This window comes from Burkholderia sp. L-4, from assembly GCF_056856535.1.
In genome coordinates, this window is record NZ_JBXEOX010000001.1 from 482,262 (window position 1) to 496,311 (window position 14,050).

Annotated in this window: 12 protein-coding genes; 9 read left to right on the forward strand and 3 right to left on the reverse strand. The window is 65.6% G+C overall.

Annotation, left to right across the window (positions count from 1 at the left end; genetic code table 11):
* Positions 1-135: 135 nt before the first annotated feature.
* The 3 genes from icmH to tssJ all read right to left on the reverse strand — a co-directional run bounded on the left by icmH (position 136) and on the right by tssJ (position 2,975).
* Positions 136-918 carry a type IVB secretion system protein IcmH/DotU gene (icmH, locus tag AC1VVG_RS02335; protein WP_034187530.1) on the reverse strand — a complete coding sequence of 261 codons (783 nt, stop codon included), beginning with the start codon at positions 916-918 and terminating at the stop codon, positions 136-138.
* The gene (gene tssK, locus AC1VVG_RS02340) at positions 915-2,261 is read right to left on the reverse strand and encodes a type VI secretion system baseplate subunit TssK (RefSeq protein ID WP_034187529.1); all 1,347 of its coding nucleotides are present in this window, start codon (positions 2,259-2,261) and stop codon (positions 915-917) included. Before tssK ends, icmH begins: the two co-directional genes overlap by 4 nt.
* Before the next feature lie 102 nt (positions 2,262-2,363).
* The gene (tssJ, locus tag AC1VVG_RS02345) at positions 2,364-2,975 is read right to left on the reverse strand and encodes a type VI secretion system lipoprotein TssJ (protein ID WP_034187528.1); all 612 of its coding nucleotides are present in this window, start codon (positions 2,973-2,975) and stop codon (positions 2,364-2,366) included.
* A gap of 372 nt (positions 2,976-3,347) precedes the next feature.
* Here tssJ and AC1VVG_RS02350 point away from each other — a divergent pair, with 372 nt between their 5' ends.
* The 9 genes from AC1VVG_RS02350 (at position 3,348) to tssA (ending at position 14,022) form a co-directional block, all read left to right on the forward strand.
* The gene (locus tag AC1VVG_RS02350) at positions 3,348-3,977 is read left to right on the forward strand and encodes a tetratricopeptide repeat protein (RefSeq protein ID WP_034187527.1); all 630 of its coding nucleotides are present in this window, start codon (positions 3,348-3,350) and stop codon (positions 3,975-3,977) included.
* A gap of 46 nt (positions 3,978-4,023) precedes the next feature.
* Positions 4,024-4,539, forward strand: a complete 516-nt coding sequence (gene tssB, locus AC1VVG_RS02355) for a type VI secretion system contractile sheath small subunit (protein ID WP_006484395.1) — start codon at positions 4,024-4,026, stop codon at positions 4,537-4,539.
* 15 nt (positions 4,540-4,554) lie between these two features.
* Positions 4,555-6,045, forward strand: coding sequence for a type VI secretion system contractile sheath large subunit (gene tssC, locus AC1VVG_RS02360; RefSeq protein WP_034187526.1), 1,491 nt, complete (start codon positions 4,555-4,557; stop codon positions 6,043-6,045).
* A 71-nt stretch (positions 6,046-6,116) separates the two neighbouring features.
* The gene (locus AC1VVG_RS02365; protein ID WP_034187525.1) at positions 6,117-6,620 is read left to right on the forward strand and encodes an Hcp family type VI secretion system effector; all 504 of its coding nucleotides are present in this window, start codon (positions 6,117-6,119) and stop codon (positions 6,618-6,620) included.
* A gap of 62 nt (positions 6,621-6,682) precedes the next feature.
* Complete coding sequence (tssE, locus tag AC1VVG_RS02370; RefSeq protein WP_034187524.1) at positions 6,683-7,168, forward strand: type VI secretion system baseplate subunit TssE; 486 nt, start codon at positions 6,683-6,685, stop codon at positions 7,166-7,168.
* A gap of 76 nt (positions 7,169-7,244) precedes the next feature.
* Positions 7,245-9,080, forward strand: coding sequence for a type VI secretion system baseplate subunit TssF (tssF, locus tag AC1VVG_RS02375; protein ID WP_034187523.1), 1,836 nt, complete (start codon positions 7,245-7,247; stop codon positions 9,078-9,080).
* On the forward strand, positions 9,044-10,144 hold the full coding sequence (gene tssG, locus AC1VVG_RS02380; protein WP_034187522.1) for a type VI secretion system baseplate subunit TssG: 1,101 nt from the start codon (positions 9,044-9,046) through the stop codon (positions 10,142-10,144). The genes tssF and tssG overlap by 37 nt, the downstream gene beginning before the upstream one ends.
* 43 nt (positions 10,145-10,187) lie before the next feature.
* Positions 10,188-12,857, forward strand: coding sequence for a type VI secretion system ATPase TssH (gene tssH / locus AC1VVG_RS02385; RefSeq protein WP_343727701.1), 2,670 nt, complete (start codon positions 10,188-10,190; stop codon positions 12,855-12,857).
* Positions 12,858-12,900: 43 nt separating this feature from the next.
* On the forward strand, positions 12,901-14,022 hold the full coding sequence (gene tssA, locus AC1VVG_RS02390; RefSeq protein WP_482835224.1) for a type VI secretion system protein TssA: 1,122 nt from the start codon (positions 12,901-12,903) through the stop codon (positions 14,020-14,022).
* The last annotated feature ends 28 nt before the right edge of the window (positions 14,023-14,050 follow it).

Here is a 14,050-nt window from a genome sequence, read left to right on the forward strand (position 1 = left end):
GATGTCTGGATAGCGTGGCGTATCGGTACGCGATCGAACTTTTTCAGCTGTCCAGAGGATGCGGGGCAAAAACGAAAAAGGACCGCCGAGCGGTCCTTTTTCCATGCAGCATCAACGTCGAACGAAGCCCGCCCCTCAAGGCAACGAAATCGTCAAATTAGCCGACTCCGGCCCGACCTTGATCACCTGCGAATAAGGCGCCAACGCCTGCAGCGTCTTGTCCTTGAGATAAGTATTGAGCCCGAGGTACCCGAGCAGTGCCACGAGTGCAAACACCGCCCCGATCGCCCAAACCGGCACCTCACGCTTCAACCGATGCGCGATCTGATCCGGCAACGGCCAATGCGGCGCGAACGGCGCCCGCTTGCCTTTCATATGCGCGATCTCATCGCCCAGCCGCGCGGTGAGGTAAGCGAGCTTCTCCGGCCCTTCGAGCAGATACTTGCCCTGGAACCCGAGCAGCAGACACATATGAAACACCTCGAGCGACTGCAGCCGCGCCGCGCCCTGCGCACGGCAATCCTCGAGATACTGATAGAACTTCTCGCCCGCGAGCTGCTCGCCGAACAGCACGAGCTGCAGCGGCCGGCGTTCCCAGTCGGCCCGGATCTTGAACTGCGACGACAGCACCATCTCGTCGATCGCGGCGCAGAACGCGAATTTCGCGCCGTAGACGTCCTCGGCAGCGATATTCAGCTTCTTCGCGCCGCGCTCGAAATCCGACAGGAACTCCTGGATCCGCGTGCTGAACTCGCTCGCGCTGTCCGGTTCCCGCCCGTTCTTGAGCAGGAACAGCATGAAGAAGCCGTCGTACAGCAAATCGAGCAGCGAACGCGCCTGGAACGCGGAGTCCGTCGACGCCGGGGTATGCATGGGTGCCGGCGCGTTGTCGCCGAACAGGGAAGGCGCGTAGCTCATGATGTGACCGCGATCAGTTCGAATTTCAGGTCATTGATGCCAGTCGGCGCATAGATCATCGCGGACTGGGCCTGCAGCATGCGCTCGTACAGCGGGCTGCGCGAATCGAGCGCGAAGTAGCACGCGCCCGGCCGCACCGGGATCGCGGGCGGCACCTGCGGCGTGTACGACAGCCGCACGCCGGGCATCGCCGACAGCACGAGCTTGTCGACGTCGTCGGGCGCGCCGACCTTGAAGCGGGCCGGCACGGCATCGACGAGCTCGACGCTCGGCATGTCCGCGGACACGGCCAGATAGAACTCGGTCTTGTCGTCGATCTTGCCGGAGTCGAGGCGGCCCAGGTGGAACGACGGACGTACCTCGTCGAGCGTGATCGCGAAATAGCGCGTCGAGATCACGGTGTCGAGCAGCTCGCGCAGCATCAGGTCGAGACGCGCAAAACTCGGTCCCGGATCGTCGTGGCGGTAGACGGGCAGGTCGGCGAGCGAATAACCCTTCGAGAACGTCATCAACTGGCCCGCGAGGCGCAGCAGTTCCTGGAACAGCCGCTCGGGATGCAGCGCCGCGTGCTGGTGCAGGTGCGCGAGCGTCGCGAATGCGGCGTTCGCGGTGTGCAGCAGCCAGAACGATGCGATGTCGCCCGAGCGGAACTCGATGATGTTCTTCGACGGCTCGCGGTGGAAACCGTACAGCGCGTTCACCTTCGCCTGCAGCGCGTCGACGAGCTGGCGCAGCCGCTGGTGCAGGATCGGCGATGCCTCGATCGCGAGGCACGGCGGCACGAAGCTGTCGTCGATCTCGAAACCGGAGGTCGCGGTGCGGCGCACGCGGACGAGCGGCACCGACAGCAACTGGTCGCGCGGTTCGCTGTGCGCGATCAGCTTGACCTGCGTCTTCAGGAACGTGATGTCGGCTTCGGCGGCATCGGTGAAGTTGTCGGCGACGCTCGTCTGCTCGCTGACGAAGCGCGTCATGAAGCCGGCGGCCGGATCGTCGCTGTAATTGGTGCCGTTCTCGCGCAGCGGGTGCAGCGCGAGATAGAACACGAATTCGTTGATGCCCTCGGGCAGGGTATCCAGCGCGATCGGTGGCGGCAGGTCGTCGGCCTGCGGCGCGGCATACAGCGCACCGTCCGGAAACACGAGCGCGAGTTCGGCGACCCGCAGCACGTTGCTGCCGAGCGCGTCGCGATCGATGCGCACCGAGCGCACGCCCCAGTTGTACGGCTGGATCGCCTGGATGGACTCGAACAGGCGCGCCTCGTGGTACGCGTCCTGTCGCTGAAAGTGTTGAGGCCGGAGGAACAGCCCTTCCCCCCACAGCACCTTGGCCGAATAACTCATGTCAAATCCGGTTAATGTGGCGTTGCGATGTAATCGATTTGGTCGTGCCCGAATTAAATCGCCAATTGTTAACTCTTGTTAATTGACATTCGTGCGACATGTTTAACCGCAGGACACTGAAGACAGCATATTCAGCGGTTGTGACGGCGCACCCTGCTGCGGTGCAATGACGGTGCCATCGGTGACCGTCATCGCGCAATTATGCAGGCCGATGATTATGCCGGATTTCTCCGACTTCACCGGATCGAACGTCAGTTTCCATCGCTGGAGTGCGGGATCGCGGAACAGCGCGACGATGCCGAACGCCTGCGCCTCGCGCGAAACCTTCTCGGTCGCCGTATAGCGCTGGCCCGGAATCAGCGTGATTTCACGTACGTTCAGCAGGTCGGCGCCGAGTGCGGCCTTTTCCTTGGTCGGATCGGTGAAGGCGTCGAACGGCGCTTGCTGGAACGACGTCGGGTCCTTCAGCGTATAGAGCCGCACGACGAGCGCGAGCGGCTTGTTGTCGGTCGCGGCATTCAGGTTCGGCGCCGCGGCGAGCGTGATGCCGAGGTTGCGCGGCGGCTTTTGCGCGTCGGGCACCTCGGGCTTGCCGATGCCGGCCGCGGACATCACGGCGCTCGCGGCCGAGCCGAGCAGCGGGGCGGCCGCGCATCCGGCCAGCAGGGCGCACGCAACCAGCGGCAGCGCGTAGCGAATCATGGACGATCTCATGTGTTTCCGGCGTGCCGCCTTTATCCCTGTCAAGACTGCCAGGTATTTCCGCGATCGCTGCGAATCCCCGGCGTTACATTGTTCAACTATTAAGCGCGCCGGCGTCTCGGCGGGCATCCGGAAATTTTTTCCGCCGCCCGGGCGGCGCGTCGTGCGACCAGTAAAACTTGCGCATTCCGGCCGAAAGAAAAACCGCCGCGGGCCTGCGGCGATAGGCCATTCGAGGGGGTAGCGCCCGGTTTTAAAAGGAATTACTCTTCACACGACGATTGAATTATGAAAAATTGATCGGTACTATACCCGCGCGCTTCTTGCAAAGCAAAAGAACCAGATTCTCAACGATTTAAAACTCACGCGCCGGTGGAAATAACGATGAAAGACCGTCTCTTCGCAAAACTGTCTGGGGTAGTAGTGGCTTGCGGCGTGATCGCCGGTTGTGCGAGCCAGCCTCCCGCGCCGCCGACTGCCGAGGTGTTCAACAAGTCGCTGGCCGATGCAGACGCCGTTGCGAAGGCGGGGGACCAGGACAAGGCGCTCGGCCTTTACCAGCAACTCGCGAAGTCGGATCCGACGCGCGAGGAGCCGTGGTCGCGCATTGCGCAAATCCAGTTCGCACAGAACCACTACGGCCAGGCAATCGTTGCCGCGCAGGAAGCGCTGCAACGCGACGCGACCGACCGTCAGGCGAAGAGCGTGCTGGCCGTGGCCGGCCTGCGGATCGCGACGCAGTCGCTCGGCGAGCTGCGCCAGGATGCGTCGCTCGCGGGCGACGCGAAGTCCGATGCGCAGGCGCTCGCGAAGCAGCTGCGCGACACGCTCGGCGAATCGGCGCTGTTCCCGCCTGAAACGAAGGTCGTGAAGCCGCGCCCGCCGCGCCGCGTCGTCCATCGTCCGAAGGGCGTTGCCGCACCGGCCGCCGAAGCGGCGGCAGCCACCACGCCGACGCCGCCCGCCACGCCGCAAAAGGGCAGCGCCGATCCGTTCGGCGCACTGCGCAACTGAAACCGCAACTGACGCGATAACCACAACTAACCTGGGAGCCGTCGAGATGGCCAAGAAAGAAAGCATTCAGAAAAGCTTGCAGAAAATTCGGCCGCCGCGCGTCCAGCTGACCTACGAGGTCGAGAAGGGCGATGCGATCGAGGTGAAGGAACTGCCGTTCGTCGTCGGGGTCGTCGGCGATCTGGCGGGCCAGTCCGAAATCGAGCAGCCGAAGCTGCGCGACCGCAAATTCGTCAACATCGACCGCGACAATTTCGACGACGTGATGAAGGCGATCGAGCCGCGTGCCGCGTTCCAGGTGGAAAACCGCCTGAGCCCGGAAGGCGGCAAGTTCGCGGTCGACCTGAAGTTCCGCTCGCTGTCGGATTTCAGCCCGGACGAAGTCGTCGAACAGGTCGAGCCGCTGCGCCGCCTGCTCGAGGCGCGCTCGAAGCTCGCCGACCTGCGCAACAAGCTCGCCGGCAACGACAAGCTCGAGGATCTGCTGTCCGAGGTGCTGAAGAACACGCAGCAGCTGCAGGAGCTCGCGAAGGGCACCGGCGGCGACAAAGACGGCGAATGACGACGGAGTGTTGAGATGAACCAGCAAACGGCTGCGGCCCAAGCGAGCGGCGCGGAATACGCCGCCGGGACTTCGCTGCTCGACGACATCGTCGAGAAGAGCAAGGTCGCGAAATCCGATTCCGAGCATGCCCGCGCGAAGGACCTGATCGGCGAACTCGCGCACCAGGTGCTCGACGGCACGGTGATCGTGTCGGACAACCTGTCGGCCACGATCGACGCGCGCGTCGCGGAACTCGACCGCCTGATCTCCACGCAGCTTTCCGCGGTGATGCACGCGCCGGAATTCCAGCGCCTCGAGAGCACGTGGCGCGGGATGGACTACCTGGTCAAGGAAAGCAACACGGGCCAGACGATCAAGATCAAGGCGCTGCACGCGCCCAAGCGCGACCTCGTGCGCGACTTCAAGGGCGCGAGCGAGTTCGACCAGAGCGCGCTGTTCAAGAAGGTCTATGAAGAAGAATTCGGCACGTTCGGCGGCTCGCCGTTCGGTGCGCTGATCGGCGATTACGAGATCTCGCGCCAGCCGGAAGACCTGTACTTCATCGAGCAGATGTCGCGTGTCGCGGCGGCTGCCCATGCGCCGTTCATCGCGTCGGCGTCGCCCGAGCTGCTCGGCCTCGAGTCGTTCGCCGACCTCGGCAAGCCGCGCGATCTCGCGAAGGTATTCGACACGGTCGAATACGCGAAGTGGAAGTCGTTCCGCGACTCGGAGGATTCGCGCTACGTCGGCCTGACGCTGCCGCGCTTCCTCGGCCGCCTGCCGTTCAATCCGAAGGACGGCCAGACCGCGGAGCGCTTCAACTTCGTCGAGGACGTCGACGGCACCGAGCACGACAAGTACCTGTGGTGCAACGCGGCGTGGGCCTTCGCAGCCCGCCTGACGGCTGCATTCGACGACTTCGGCTGGTGCGCGGCGATTCGCGGCGTCGAAGGCGGCGGCCTCGTCGAGGATCTGCCGACCCACACGTTCAAGACGGACGACGGCGAAGTCGCGCTGAAGTGCCCGACCGAGATCGCGATCACCGATCGCCGCGAGAAGGAACTGAGCGACCTCGGTTTCATCCCGCTCGTCCATTGCAAGAATTCCGATTACGCCGCGTTCTTCGCCGCGCAGTCGGTGCAGAAAGCGAAGAAATACAGCACCGACAGCGCCAACGCGAACGCCGTCCTGTCCGCCCAGCTTCAATACATCTTCTCGGTATCGCGTGTTGCGCACTACCTGAAGGCAATGATGCGGGACAAGATCGGCAGCTTCGCCTCGGCGCAGAACGTGGAAACATTCCTCAACCGGTGGATTTCGCAGTACGTGCTGCTCGACGACAACGCGTCGCAGGAGCAGAAGGCGCAATTCCCGCTGCGCGAGGCTTCCATACAAGTGTCGGAGATTCCGGGGAAGCCGGGCTCGTATCGTTCGGTCGCATTCCTGCGCCCGCACTTTCAGCTCGACGAACTCTCGATTTCTCTGCGACTTGTCGCTGATCTGCCCAAATCGGCAAATTCATAAGCGAGCAAAATCGCCCGGGCGGGCCGCCTGGGTAGGACGTTAAAACCACCTCTTTGGGGAGTAGAAGGGCCATGTTACACATTCACTTGCAATTTGGTAGCCCGGCAGTCAAGGGCGAGTCGGCTGACAAGGACCATCAGGGCTGGCTTGAGCTGAAGTCGTGGGATCACTCGATCGTGCAGCCGCGTTCGGCAACGGCGTCGTCGGCCGGCGGCCTGACGCAGACGCGGTGCGAACACGGCGACATGGTGTTCTCGAAGGAAATCGATTCGTCGAGCCCGCTGCTGTACCAGCACGCGTCGGGCGGCACGACGTTCGACGAAGTGACGATCCATTTCTCGCGCGCCGACGGTGAAGGCAAGCGCGTGCAGTATCTGGAAGTCAAGCTCAAGTACGTGATCATCTCGAGCATCGCGCCGAGCGTCCGCGAGGAAGGCCTGCCGATCGAGACGTTCTCGCTGAAGTACGCAGCCGTGCAGTGGAAGCAGACCCAGCAGAAGATCGGCGGCAACCAGGGCGGCAACACGCAGGGCGCCTGGAGCCTGACGAAGAACGACAAGACCTACGCGGTCTAAGGTCGGTTGCGGCAACGGGGCGCACGGCGTCCCGTTGCCGTTTTCGCTGTGCACGCCGGCTGATGAAACGATTCGAACCCAGTTTTCTCGACAAGCTGTTCGACGACGAACCGCACCTGCCGGCCTCGGCAGCGATGCGGCAATTGTCGCTGGACGAGCTCAAGAACACGGTCGCCCGCGACGTCGAGGCGATCCTCAACACGCGTATCGCGCATACCGAGAGCGAGCTGGCGGCGCTGCCCGAATGCCAGAAGTCGGTGCTGACCTACGGGCTGAACGACTTCGCGGGGCTGAGCCTCGCGAGCCACTACGACCGCGCGTTCATCTGCAAGTCGATCCAGCAGGCCATCGCGCGCCATGAGCCGCGCCTGCAGCAGGTGCAGGTGACGTTCGAGCTGAACGAGCAGGCCACCAACGCGCTCTATTTCGCGATCCAGGCGCTGCTCGTCGTGCACCCGGCCGAAGAGCCGGTGAGTTTCGACGCGATGCTGCAACCGTCGACGCTGCAGTATTCGGTCACGCGCGCACGCGCCGCGAGAATGCAGTAAATCAAGCCGCCGAGCGGGCCGGACCGCCCGGTGGTTGATCAGGTCCGGCAGGAAATATTGAGGTTCGGGGTCGTCGATGGAAGAATTGCTGCCGTATTACGAGCGCGAATTATCGTTTTTGCGGCGCTATTCGCGAGATTTCGCCGAACGCTATCCGAAAATCGCGGCGCGGCTCGCGCTGTCCGGCGAGCATTGCGAGGATCCACACGTCGAGCGGATGATCGAGTCGTTCGCGCTGCTCGGCGCGCGCATCAACAAGAAGCTCGACGACGACTACCCCGAGTTCACCGAAGCGCTGCTGGAAGTGCTGTATCCGCACTACCTGCGGCCGTTCCCGTCGTGCTCGATCGCGCAGTTCACGCCAGCTTCGCCCGGCCAGCAGACCGAACCGGTCGTGATCGAGCGCGGCACCGAGCTGAAGAGCCGTCCGATCCGCGGCGTGCAGTGCCGGTTTCGCACCGCCTACGACGTGACGCTCGCGCCGATCCGCATTTCGGAGGCCCGATACACGCCGGTCGCGCTCGCGCCGAGCGCGACGGTGCTGCCGTCGAACGCGACGGGCGTGATCTCGATCACGTTCGAATCGCTCGCCGCGCAGCTCGATCTCGGCGCGCTGAAGCTGTCGACGCTGCGCGCGCACCTGCACGGCGAGCAGTCGTTCGTCGCCGCGCTTACCGACTGCCTGTTCGTCAACGTGCTGGGCGCGTATGTCGAGCCCGAACGCAACGGCCGCTGGACCGCGCTGCGCAAGCTGCCGATCGCGCAAGCCGGTTTCGACGAAGACGACGCGCTGATCGACTATCCGGCGAAATCGCATCCCGCGTATCGCCTGCTCACCGAATACTTCGCGTTCCCCGACAAGTTCGATTTCGTCGATTTCGACCTCGCGGCGATTACGCGCGCGTCGGGCCGCTGCCAGCGCGCGACGCTGCATCTGGTGCTGCAGGACGTGCGCAGCGATTCGCACGTCGCGCGGCTGCTCGAGCTGCTGACGCCGAGTCATTTCCGGTTGTTCTGCACGCCGATCGTCAACCTGTTCCGCCAGCACGGCGAGCCGATCCGCGTCACGCATCGCGCGGTGTCGTATCCGGTGATCGCCGAGGCGCGGCGCGCGTTCGCGTACGAGGTGTACTCGATCGACTCGGTGAAGCTCGTCAGGCAGCAGGCGCACGAGGAGTCGGTGATCGAATTCCGGCCGTTCTACTCGCTGCATCATGGTGAATCGGCGCGGATCGGCCACTACTGGTTCGCGCGCCGCAACGACTGGGTCGCGCAGAAGAGCCCCGGCTACGAAACCGAAATCTCGATCGTCGATATCGACTTCGAGCCGACGTCGCCGCAAACCGACACGCTGAGCCTCGACCTCACCTGCACGAACCGCGATCTGCCGGCGATGCTCGCGTTCGGCCTCGAGGGCGGCGACCTGTTCCAGGAGGGCGGTGCGCAGACGAGCGGCATTTCGATGCTGCGCCGCCCGACGCAGAGCGTGCGCTTCGAGCGCGGCCGCGCCGCGCACTGGCGGCTCGTGTCGCATCTGGCGCTCAATCACGTGTCGCTGGTCGCGCACGGCCTTGCGCCGCTGAAGGAAATGCTGACGCTGTACGACCTGCGGCGCACGGCCGTGTCGATGCGCCAGATCGACGGCCTCGTCGGGGTCGAGCAGCGCGGCGCCGTGCAGTGGCTGCCCGGCAAGCCGTTCGCGACCTTCGTGCGCGGCATCGAGATCCGGCTCACGATCGACGAGGAGCACTTCGTCGGCGCGAGCCTCGCGTCGTTCGTGCGCGTGCTCGACAGCTTCTTCGGGCTGTACGTCCATCTCAACAGTTTCGTTCAATTGGTCGTCGTGTCGAAGCGCACCGGCGAGGAGATCATCCGATGCAAGCCCCGAACCGGCGAATCGATCCTGGCGTAGTCGACGCGCTGCTCGACGAGCCGCACCGCTTCGAATTCTTCCAGGCGGTGCGCGTGCTCGAAGGGCTGTTCGCACGGCAGGCGTCGGACGCGCCCGGCGCATGGCGGCAGGGCGACGTGGTCGCGCAGCGCATCGAATTCCGCAATACGCTGTCGCTCGGTTTTCCGCCGAGCGAGATCGAAGGCGTGCGCTCGTTCGACGACGGCGGCGCGCTGCTCGATTCGGGCGAGCAGCGTACCGCCGCGCTCGCGGCCGGCGAGCTCGGCCACGTCGAGCTGACGCCCGCGTTCTTCGGGCTGCTCGGCGGCCAGGGGGCGCTGCCGCTGCATTACACCGAGCAGATCGTCGCGCGGGAGTACCTGCGGCGCGATCATGCGGCGCGCGCGTTCTTCGACGTGTTCTCGAACCGCGCGACCGCGCTGTTCTACGCGGCGTGGAAGAAATACCGGCTGCCGTTCCATTACGAGCTCGATCGCGACGAGCGCTATCTGCCGCTGCTGCTCGCGATCGCGGGCGTACCGAGCGACGAGGTGCGCGACAGCCTCGCGGCCGGCCCGGGCGGCGTGCTCGACGAAGCCGTCGCCGGTTACGCGCTGGCCGCGCGGCACCGGCCGATGTCGGCCGCGTACCTGCAGCGCGCGCTGTCCGATTACTTCCGCGTGCCGGTGAAAATCGACCAGTTCGTCGGCAAGTGGTACGACGTGCCGCCCGACCAGTTGAGCGTGCTCGGCGAAGTCAACGCGGTGCTCGGCGCGACGGCGCTCGTCGGCGAACGCGTCTGGCAGCGCGACATGCGCGCACGGATCGTCGTCGGTCCGCTGTCCAAGCGCGATTACGAGGCCTTCCTGCCTGGCGGCGCGCACGCCGTCGCGCTCGAGCGGATGCTGACGCTGCTCGCCGGCGTCACGCTCGAATACGAGGTGAAGCTCGTACTGAAGCGCACCGAGGTCGGCGCGAGCGTGCTGGGCGCGGGCTCGCGGCTCGGCTGGGATGCATTCCTTTGCACGCGCGACGCGATCGAGGACCGCTCCGATGCACGCTACGAACTGCACGTGATTCATTGATTCCGAACGACAACAACACGCAATCGAACCTGAGATCGACGCCATGAGCACGCCTCTGAAGACCCTGATCACGAAACTGAATCCGCTGTGCCGGCACGCGACCGAGCGCGCGGCGAGCGCGTGCCTGGCGCGCGGCCATTACGAGGTCGATCTGGAGCACCTGTTCCTCGCGTTGCTCGAGGAGCCCGCCGGCGACCTGCCGCTCGCGCTGCGCGCGAGCCGCGTCGATCCGCATGCGCTGCGTGCCGATCTCGAACGCGAGCTGACGCGGCTGAAGACCGGCAACACGCGTACGCCGGTGTTTTCCGTGCACCTGATCGCGCTGTTCGAGCAGGCATGGCTGATCGCGTCGCTCGATTCGCAGCTCGGCCGCATCCGTTCGGGGCATCTGCTGCTCGCGCTGCTGACCGCGCCGGATCTCGCGCAGTTCGCGCAGCGGATGTCGTCCCAGTTCGCGGAAGTGAACGTGACGGACCTGAAGCACAAGTTCGACGACGTCGTGGCCGGGTCGAGCGAGGCCGAGCCGCGTCAGGCCGATACGGACGACGGCGGCGCGGCGGCGAGCGAGGCCGGTGCGGCACCCGCGGCGGGCCCGTCGAAGACCCCCGCGCTCGACACGTACACGACCAACCTCACGCAGCGCGCGCGCGACGGCAAGATCGATCCGGTGATCGGCCGCGAAGCGGAGATCCGCCAGGCGATCGACATCCTGATGCGCCGCCGCCAGAACAACCCGATCATGACGGGCGAGGCCGGCGTCGGCAAAACCGCGGTCGTCGAGGGGCTCGCGCTGCGGATCGCGGCCGACGACGTGCCGCCGCCGCTGCGCGGCGTGGCGCTGCACGTGCTCGACATGGGGCTGCTGCAGGCCGGTGCGAGCGTGAAGGGCGAGTTCGAGAACCGCCTGAAGAGCGTGATCGAGGAAGTGAAGAAGAGCGCGCATCCGATCATCCTGTTCATCGACGAAGCGCATACGATCATCGGCGCGGGCGGCCAGGCCGGCCAGAACGATGCGGCGAACCTGCTCAAGCCGGCGCTGGCGCGCGGCGAGTTGCGCACGATCGCCGCGACGACGTGGAGCGAATACAAGAAGTACTTCGAGAAGGACGCGGCGCTGGCGCGGCGCTTCCAGGTCGTGAAGGTCGAGGAGCCGAGCGAGCCGCTCGCGGCCGCGATGCTGCGCGGGATGTCGGGCCTGATGGAAAAGCACTTCAACGTTCGGATCCTCGACGATGCGATCACCGAGGCCGTGCGCCTGTCGCACCGTTACATCAGCGGCCGCCAGCTGCCCGACAAGGCGATCAGCGTGCTCGACACCGCGTGCGCGAAGGTCGCGCTCGCGCACAGCGCGACGCCGGCCGCGATCGACGACACGAGGAAGCGGATCGAGCGGATCGACGCGGAAATCGCGTCGCTGGAGCGCGAGGCCGCCGGCGGAGCGCCGCACGACGAGCGGCTTGCCGAACTGCGTGGTGCGCGCGACACGGCGCTCGAACAACTCGCGAAGGACGATGCGCGCTACGAAGCCGAGCGTGCGATCGTGGCCGAGATCACCGAGCTGCGCGATACGCTCGACAAGGCGCGCGGCCCGTCGGAAGACGGCCAGCCGGTCGACGTGCCGGCCACCCGCGACAAGCTCGCCGAACGCGTGGCGGCACTGCATGCGCTGCAGGGCGGCGAGCCGATGGTGCCGCTGCAGGTCGACGGCCATGTCGTCGCCGAGATCGTCGCCGCGTGGACGGGTATTCCGCTCGGCCGGATGGTGAAGGACGAGATCGGAACCGTCCTGAATCTGAAGTCGCTGCTCACCGCCCGCGTGATCGGCCAGGATCACGCGCTCGACGCGATCGCGCAGCGCGTGCGCACCGCGACCGCGAACCTCGAGGATCCGAACAAGCCGCGCGGCGTGTTCATGTTCGTCGGGCCGTCGGGGGTCGGCAAGACCGAGACGGCACTCGCGCTGGCCGACATCCTGTACGGCGGCGAACGCAAGATGGTCACGATCAACATGAGCGAGTACCAGGAAGCGCACAGCGTGTCGGGCCTGAAAGGCTCGCCGCCCGGCTACGTCGGTTATGGCGAAGGCGGTGTGCTGACCGAGGCCGTGCGCCGCAACCCGTATTCCGTCGTGCTGCTCGACGAGGTCGAGAAGGCGCACCCCGACGTGCTCGAGATGTTCTTCCAGGTGTTCGACAAGGGCGCGATGGACGATGCGGAAGGGCGTGAGATCGACTTCCGCAACACGCTGATCATCCTGACGTCGAACGTCGGGTCGGCCGCGGTGATGCAGGCGTGCCTGAACAAGCCGGCCGAGGAACTGCCCGATCCGGACGCGCTCGCCGAGACGCTGCGCCCGCAGCTGTACAAGACGTTCAAGCCCGCGTTTCTCGGGCGCATGAAGGTCGTGCCGTACTATCCGATTTCCGACGACGTGCTGGCCGAGATCATCGAGTTGAAGCTCGAACGGATCCGCCGCCGGATCGAGGCGAACCACAAGGCCGCGTTCGAATGGGACGAGTCGCTCGTCGAGGCGGTGCTTGCGCGCTGCACCGAGGTCGACTCGGGCGCCCGCAACGTCGACCATATCCTGAACGGCACGCTGCTGCCGGAGATCGCGGGCCACGTGCTCGGCCGGATCGCCGACGGCGAAGCCATCGCGCGTATCGCGGTGCGTGCGGACGAGGCCGGCGAATTCGCGTACACCGTCGAATGAGCGCGGCCGCGCAACGTCCAAGCATTGATGAACTGACCAAACCATGCCGATCAATCTTCCCGAGCTGCTGACGCCGATCAGCGACGCGTCGCCCAGCGGCGACGACCTGCTGTTTTCGAACGAATTCGACGCGATCCAGGACGCGCGGCGCTACGACGATCCGACGCTCGACCAGGGCGAATGGGTGACCGAGATCAAGGAGGCCGACTGGGGCTTCGTCGTCGATCAGGCAAGCGTGCTGCTGCGTACGCGCACGAAGGACCTGCGGCTCGGCGTGTGGCTGACCGAGGCACTCGCGCTCGAGGACGGCCTCACCGGCCTCACCGACGGTTATGCGTTGCTCGAGGGCCTGTGCCGTGAGTTCTGGGACACCGTGCACCCGCTGCCCGAAGGCGAGGACACCGAATACCGGCTCGGCAACGTCGCATGGCTCTCCGGCCGCACGGCCGAGCTGCTGCGCGCGGTGCCGATGACGGACGGTGCATCGAACGCGTTCAGCACGCTCGACTGGGAAGTGGCGCAGCACGTCGCGCAGGCGATCAAGCGCGACCCCGATCACGCGGACGAGATCGCGCGCGGCAAGCCGTCGCTCGACCAGATCGATTCGTCGCGGCGCGTGACGCCGATCGCGTTCTACACGACGTTGCTGGCGAACCTGAAGGCGTTCGAATTCGCGCTCGATGCGTTCGAGGAGCGGCTCGTCGAGCGCGCGGGCGATTCGGCGCCGAGCTTCCGTCAGGCGCGCGACGCGTTCGAGACCGTGTACCGGCTCGCCGAGCGTTTTGCGCGCGAGCAAGGCTACACGGGCAGCGCGCCGCACACGCAGGCGGCGCCGCAGGCGCAACCCGAGCGCATCGAGCCGGTGTTCGGCAATTCGATCCAGACCGAGGAGACCCACGTGCAGCAGCAGACCGCGCCGCTCCCTCCGGTGACGCAGATGATCGCCGGCATCCAGAACCGCGCGCAGGCCGTCGACCAGTTGCGTGCGGTCGCGCGCTATTTCCGCCAGACCGAGCCGCACAGCCCGGTCGCGTATCTCGCCGACAAGGCGGCCGAATGGGCCGACATGCCGCTGCACAAGTGGCTCGAGAGCGTCGTGAAGGACGACGGGTCGTTGTCGCATATTCGCGAGCTGCTGGGCGTGCGGCCCGACGAGCAGTCGTGACGGCTGCGCCGCGGCAACGCGCGTGACA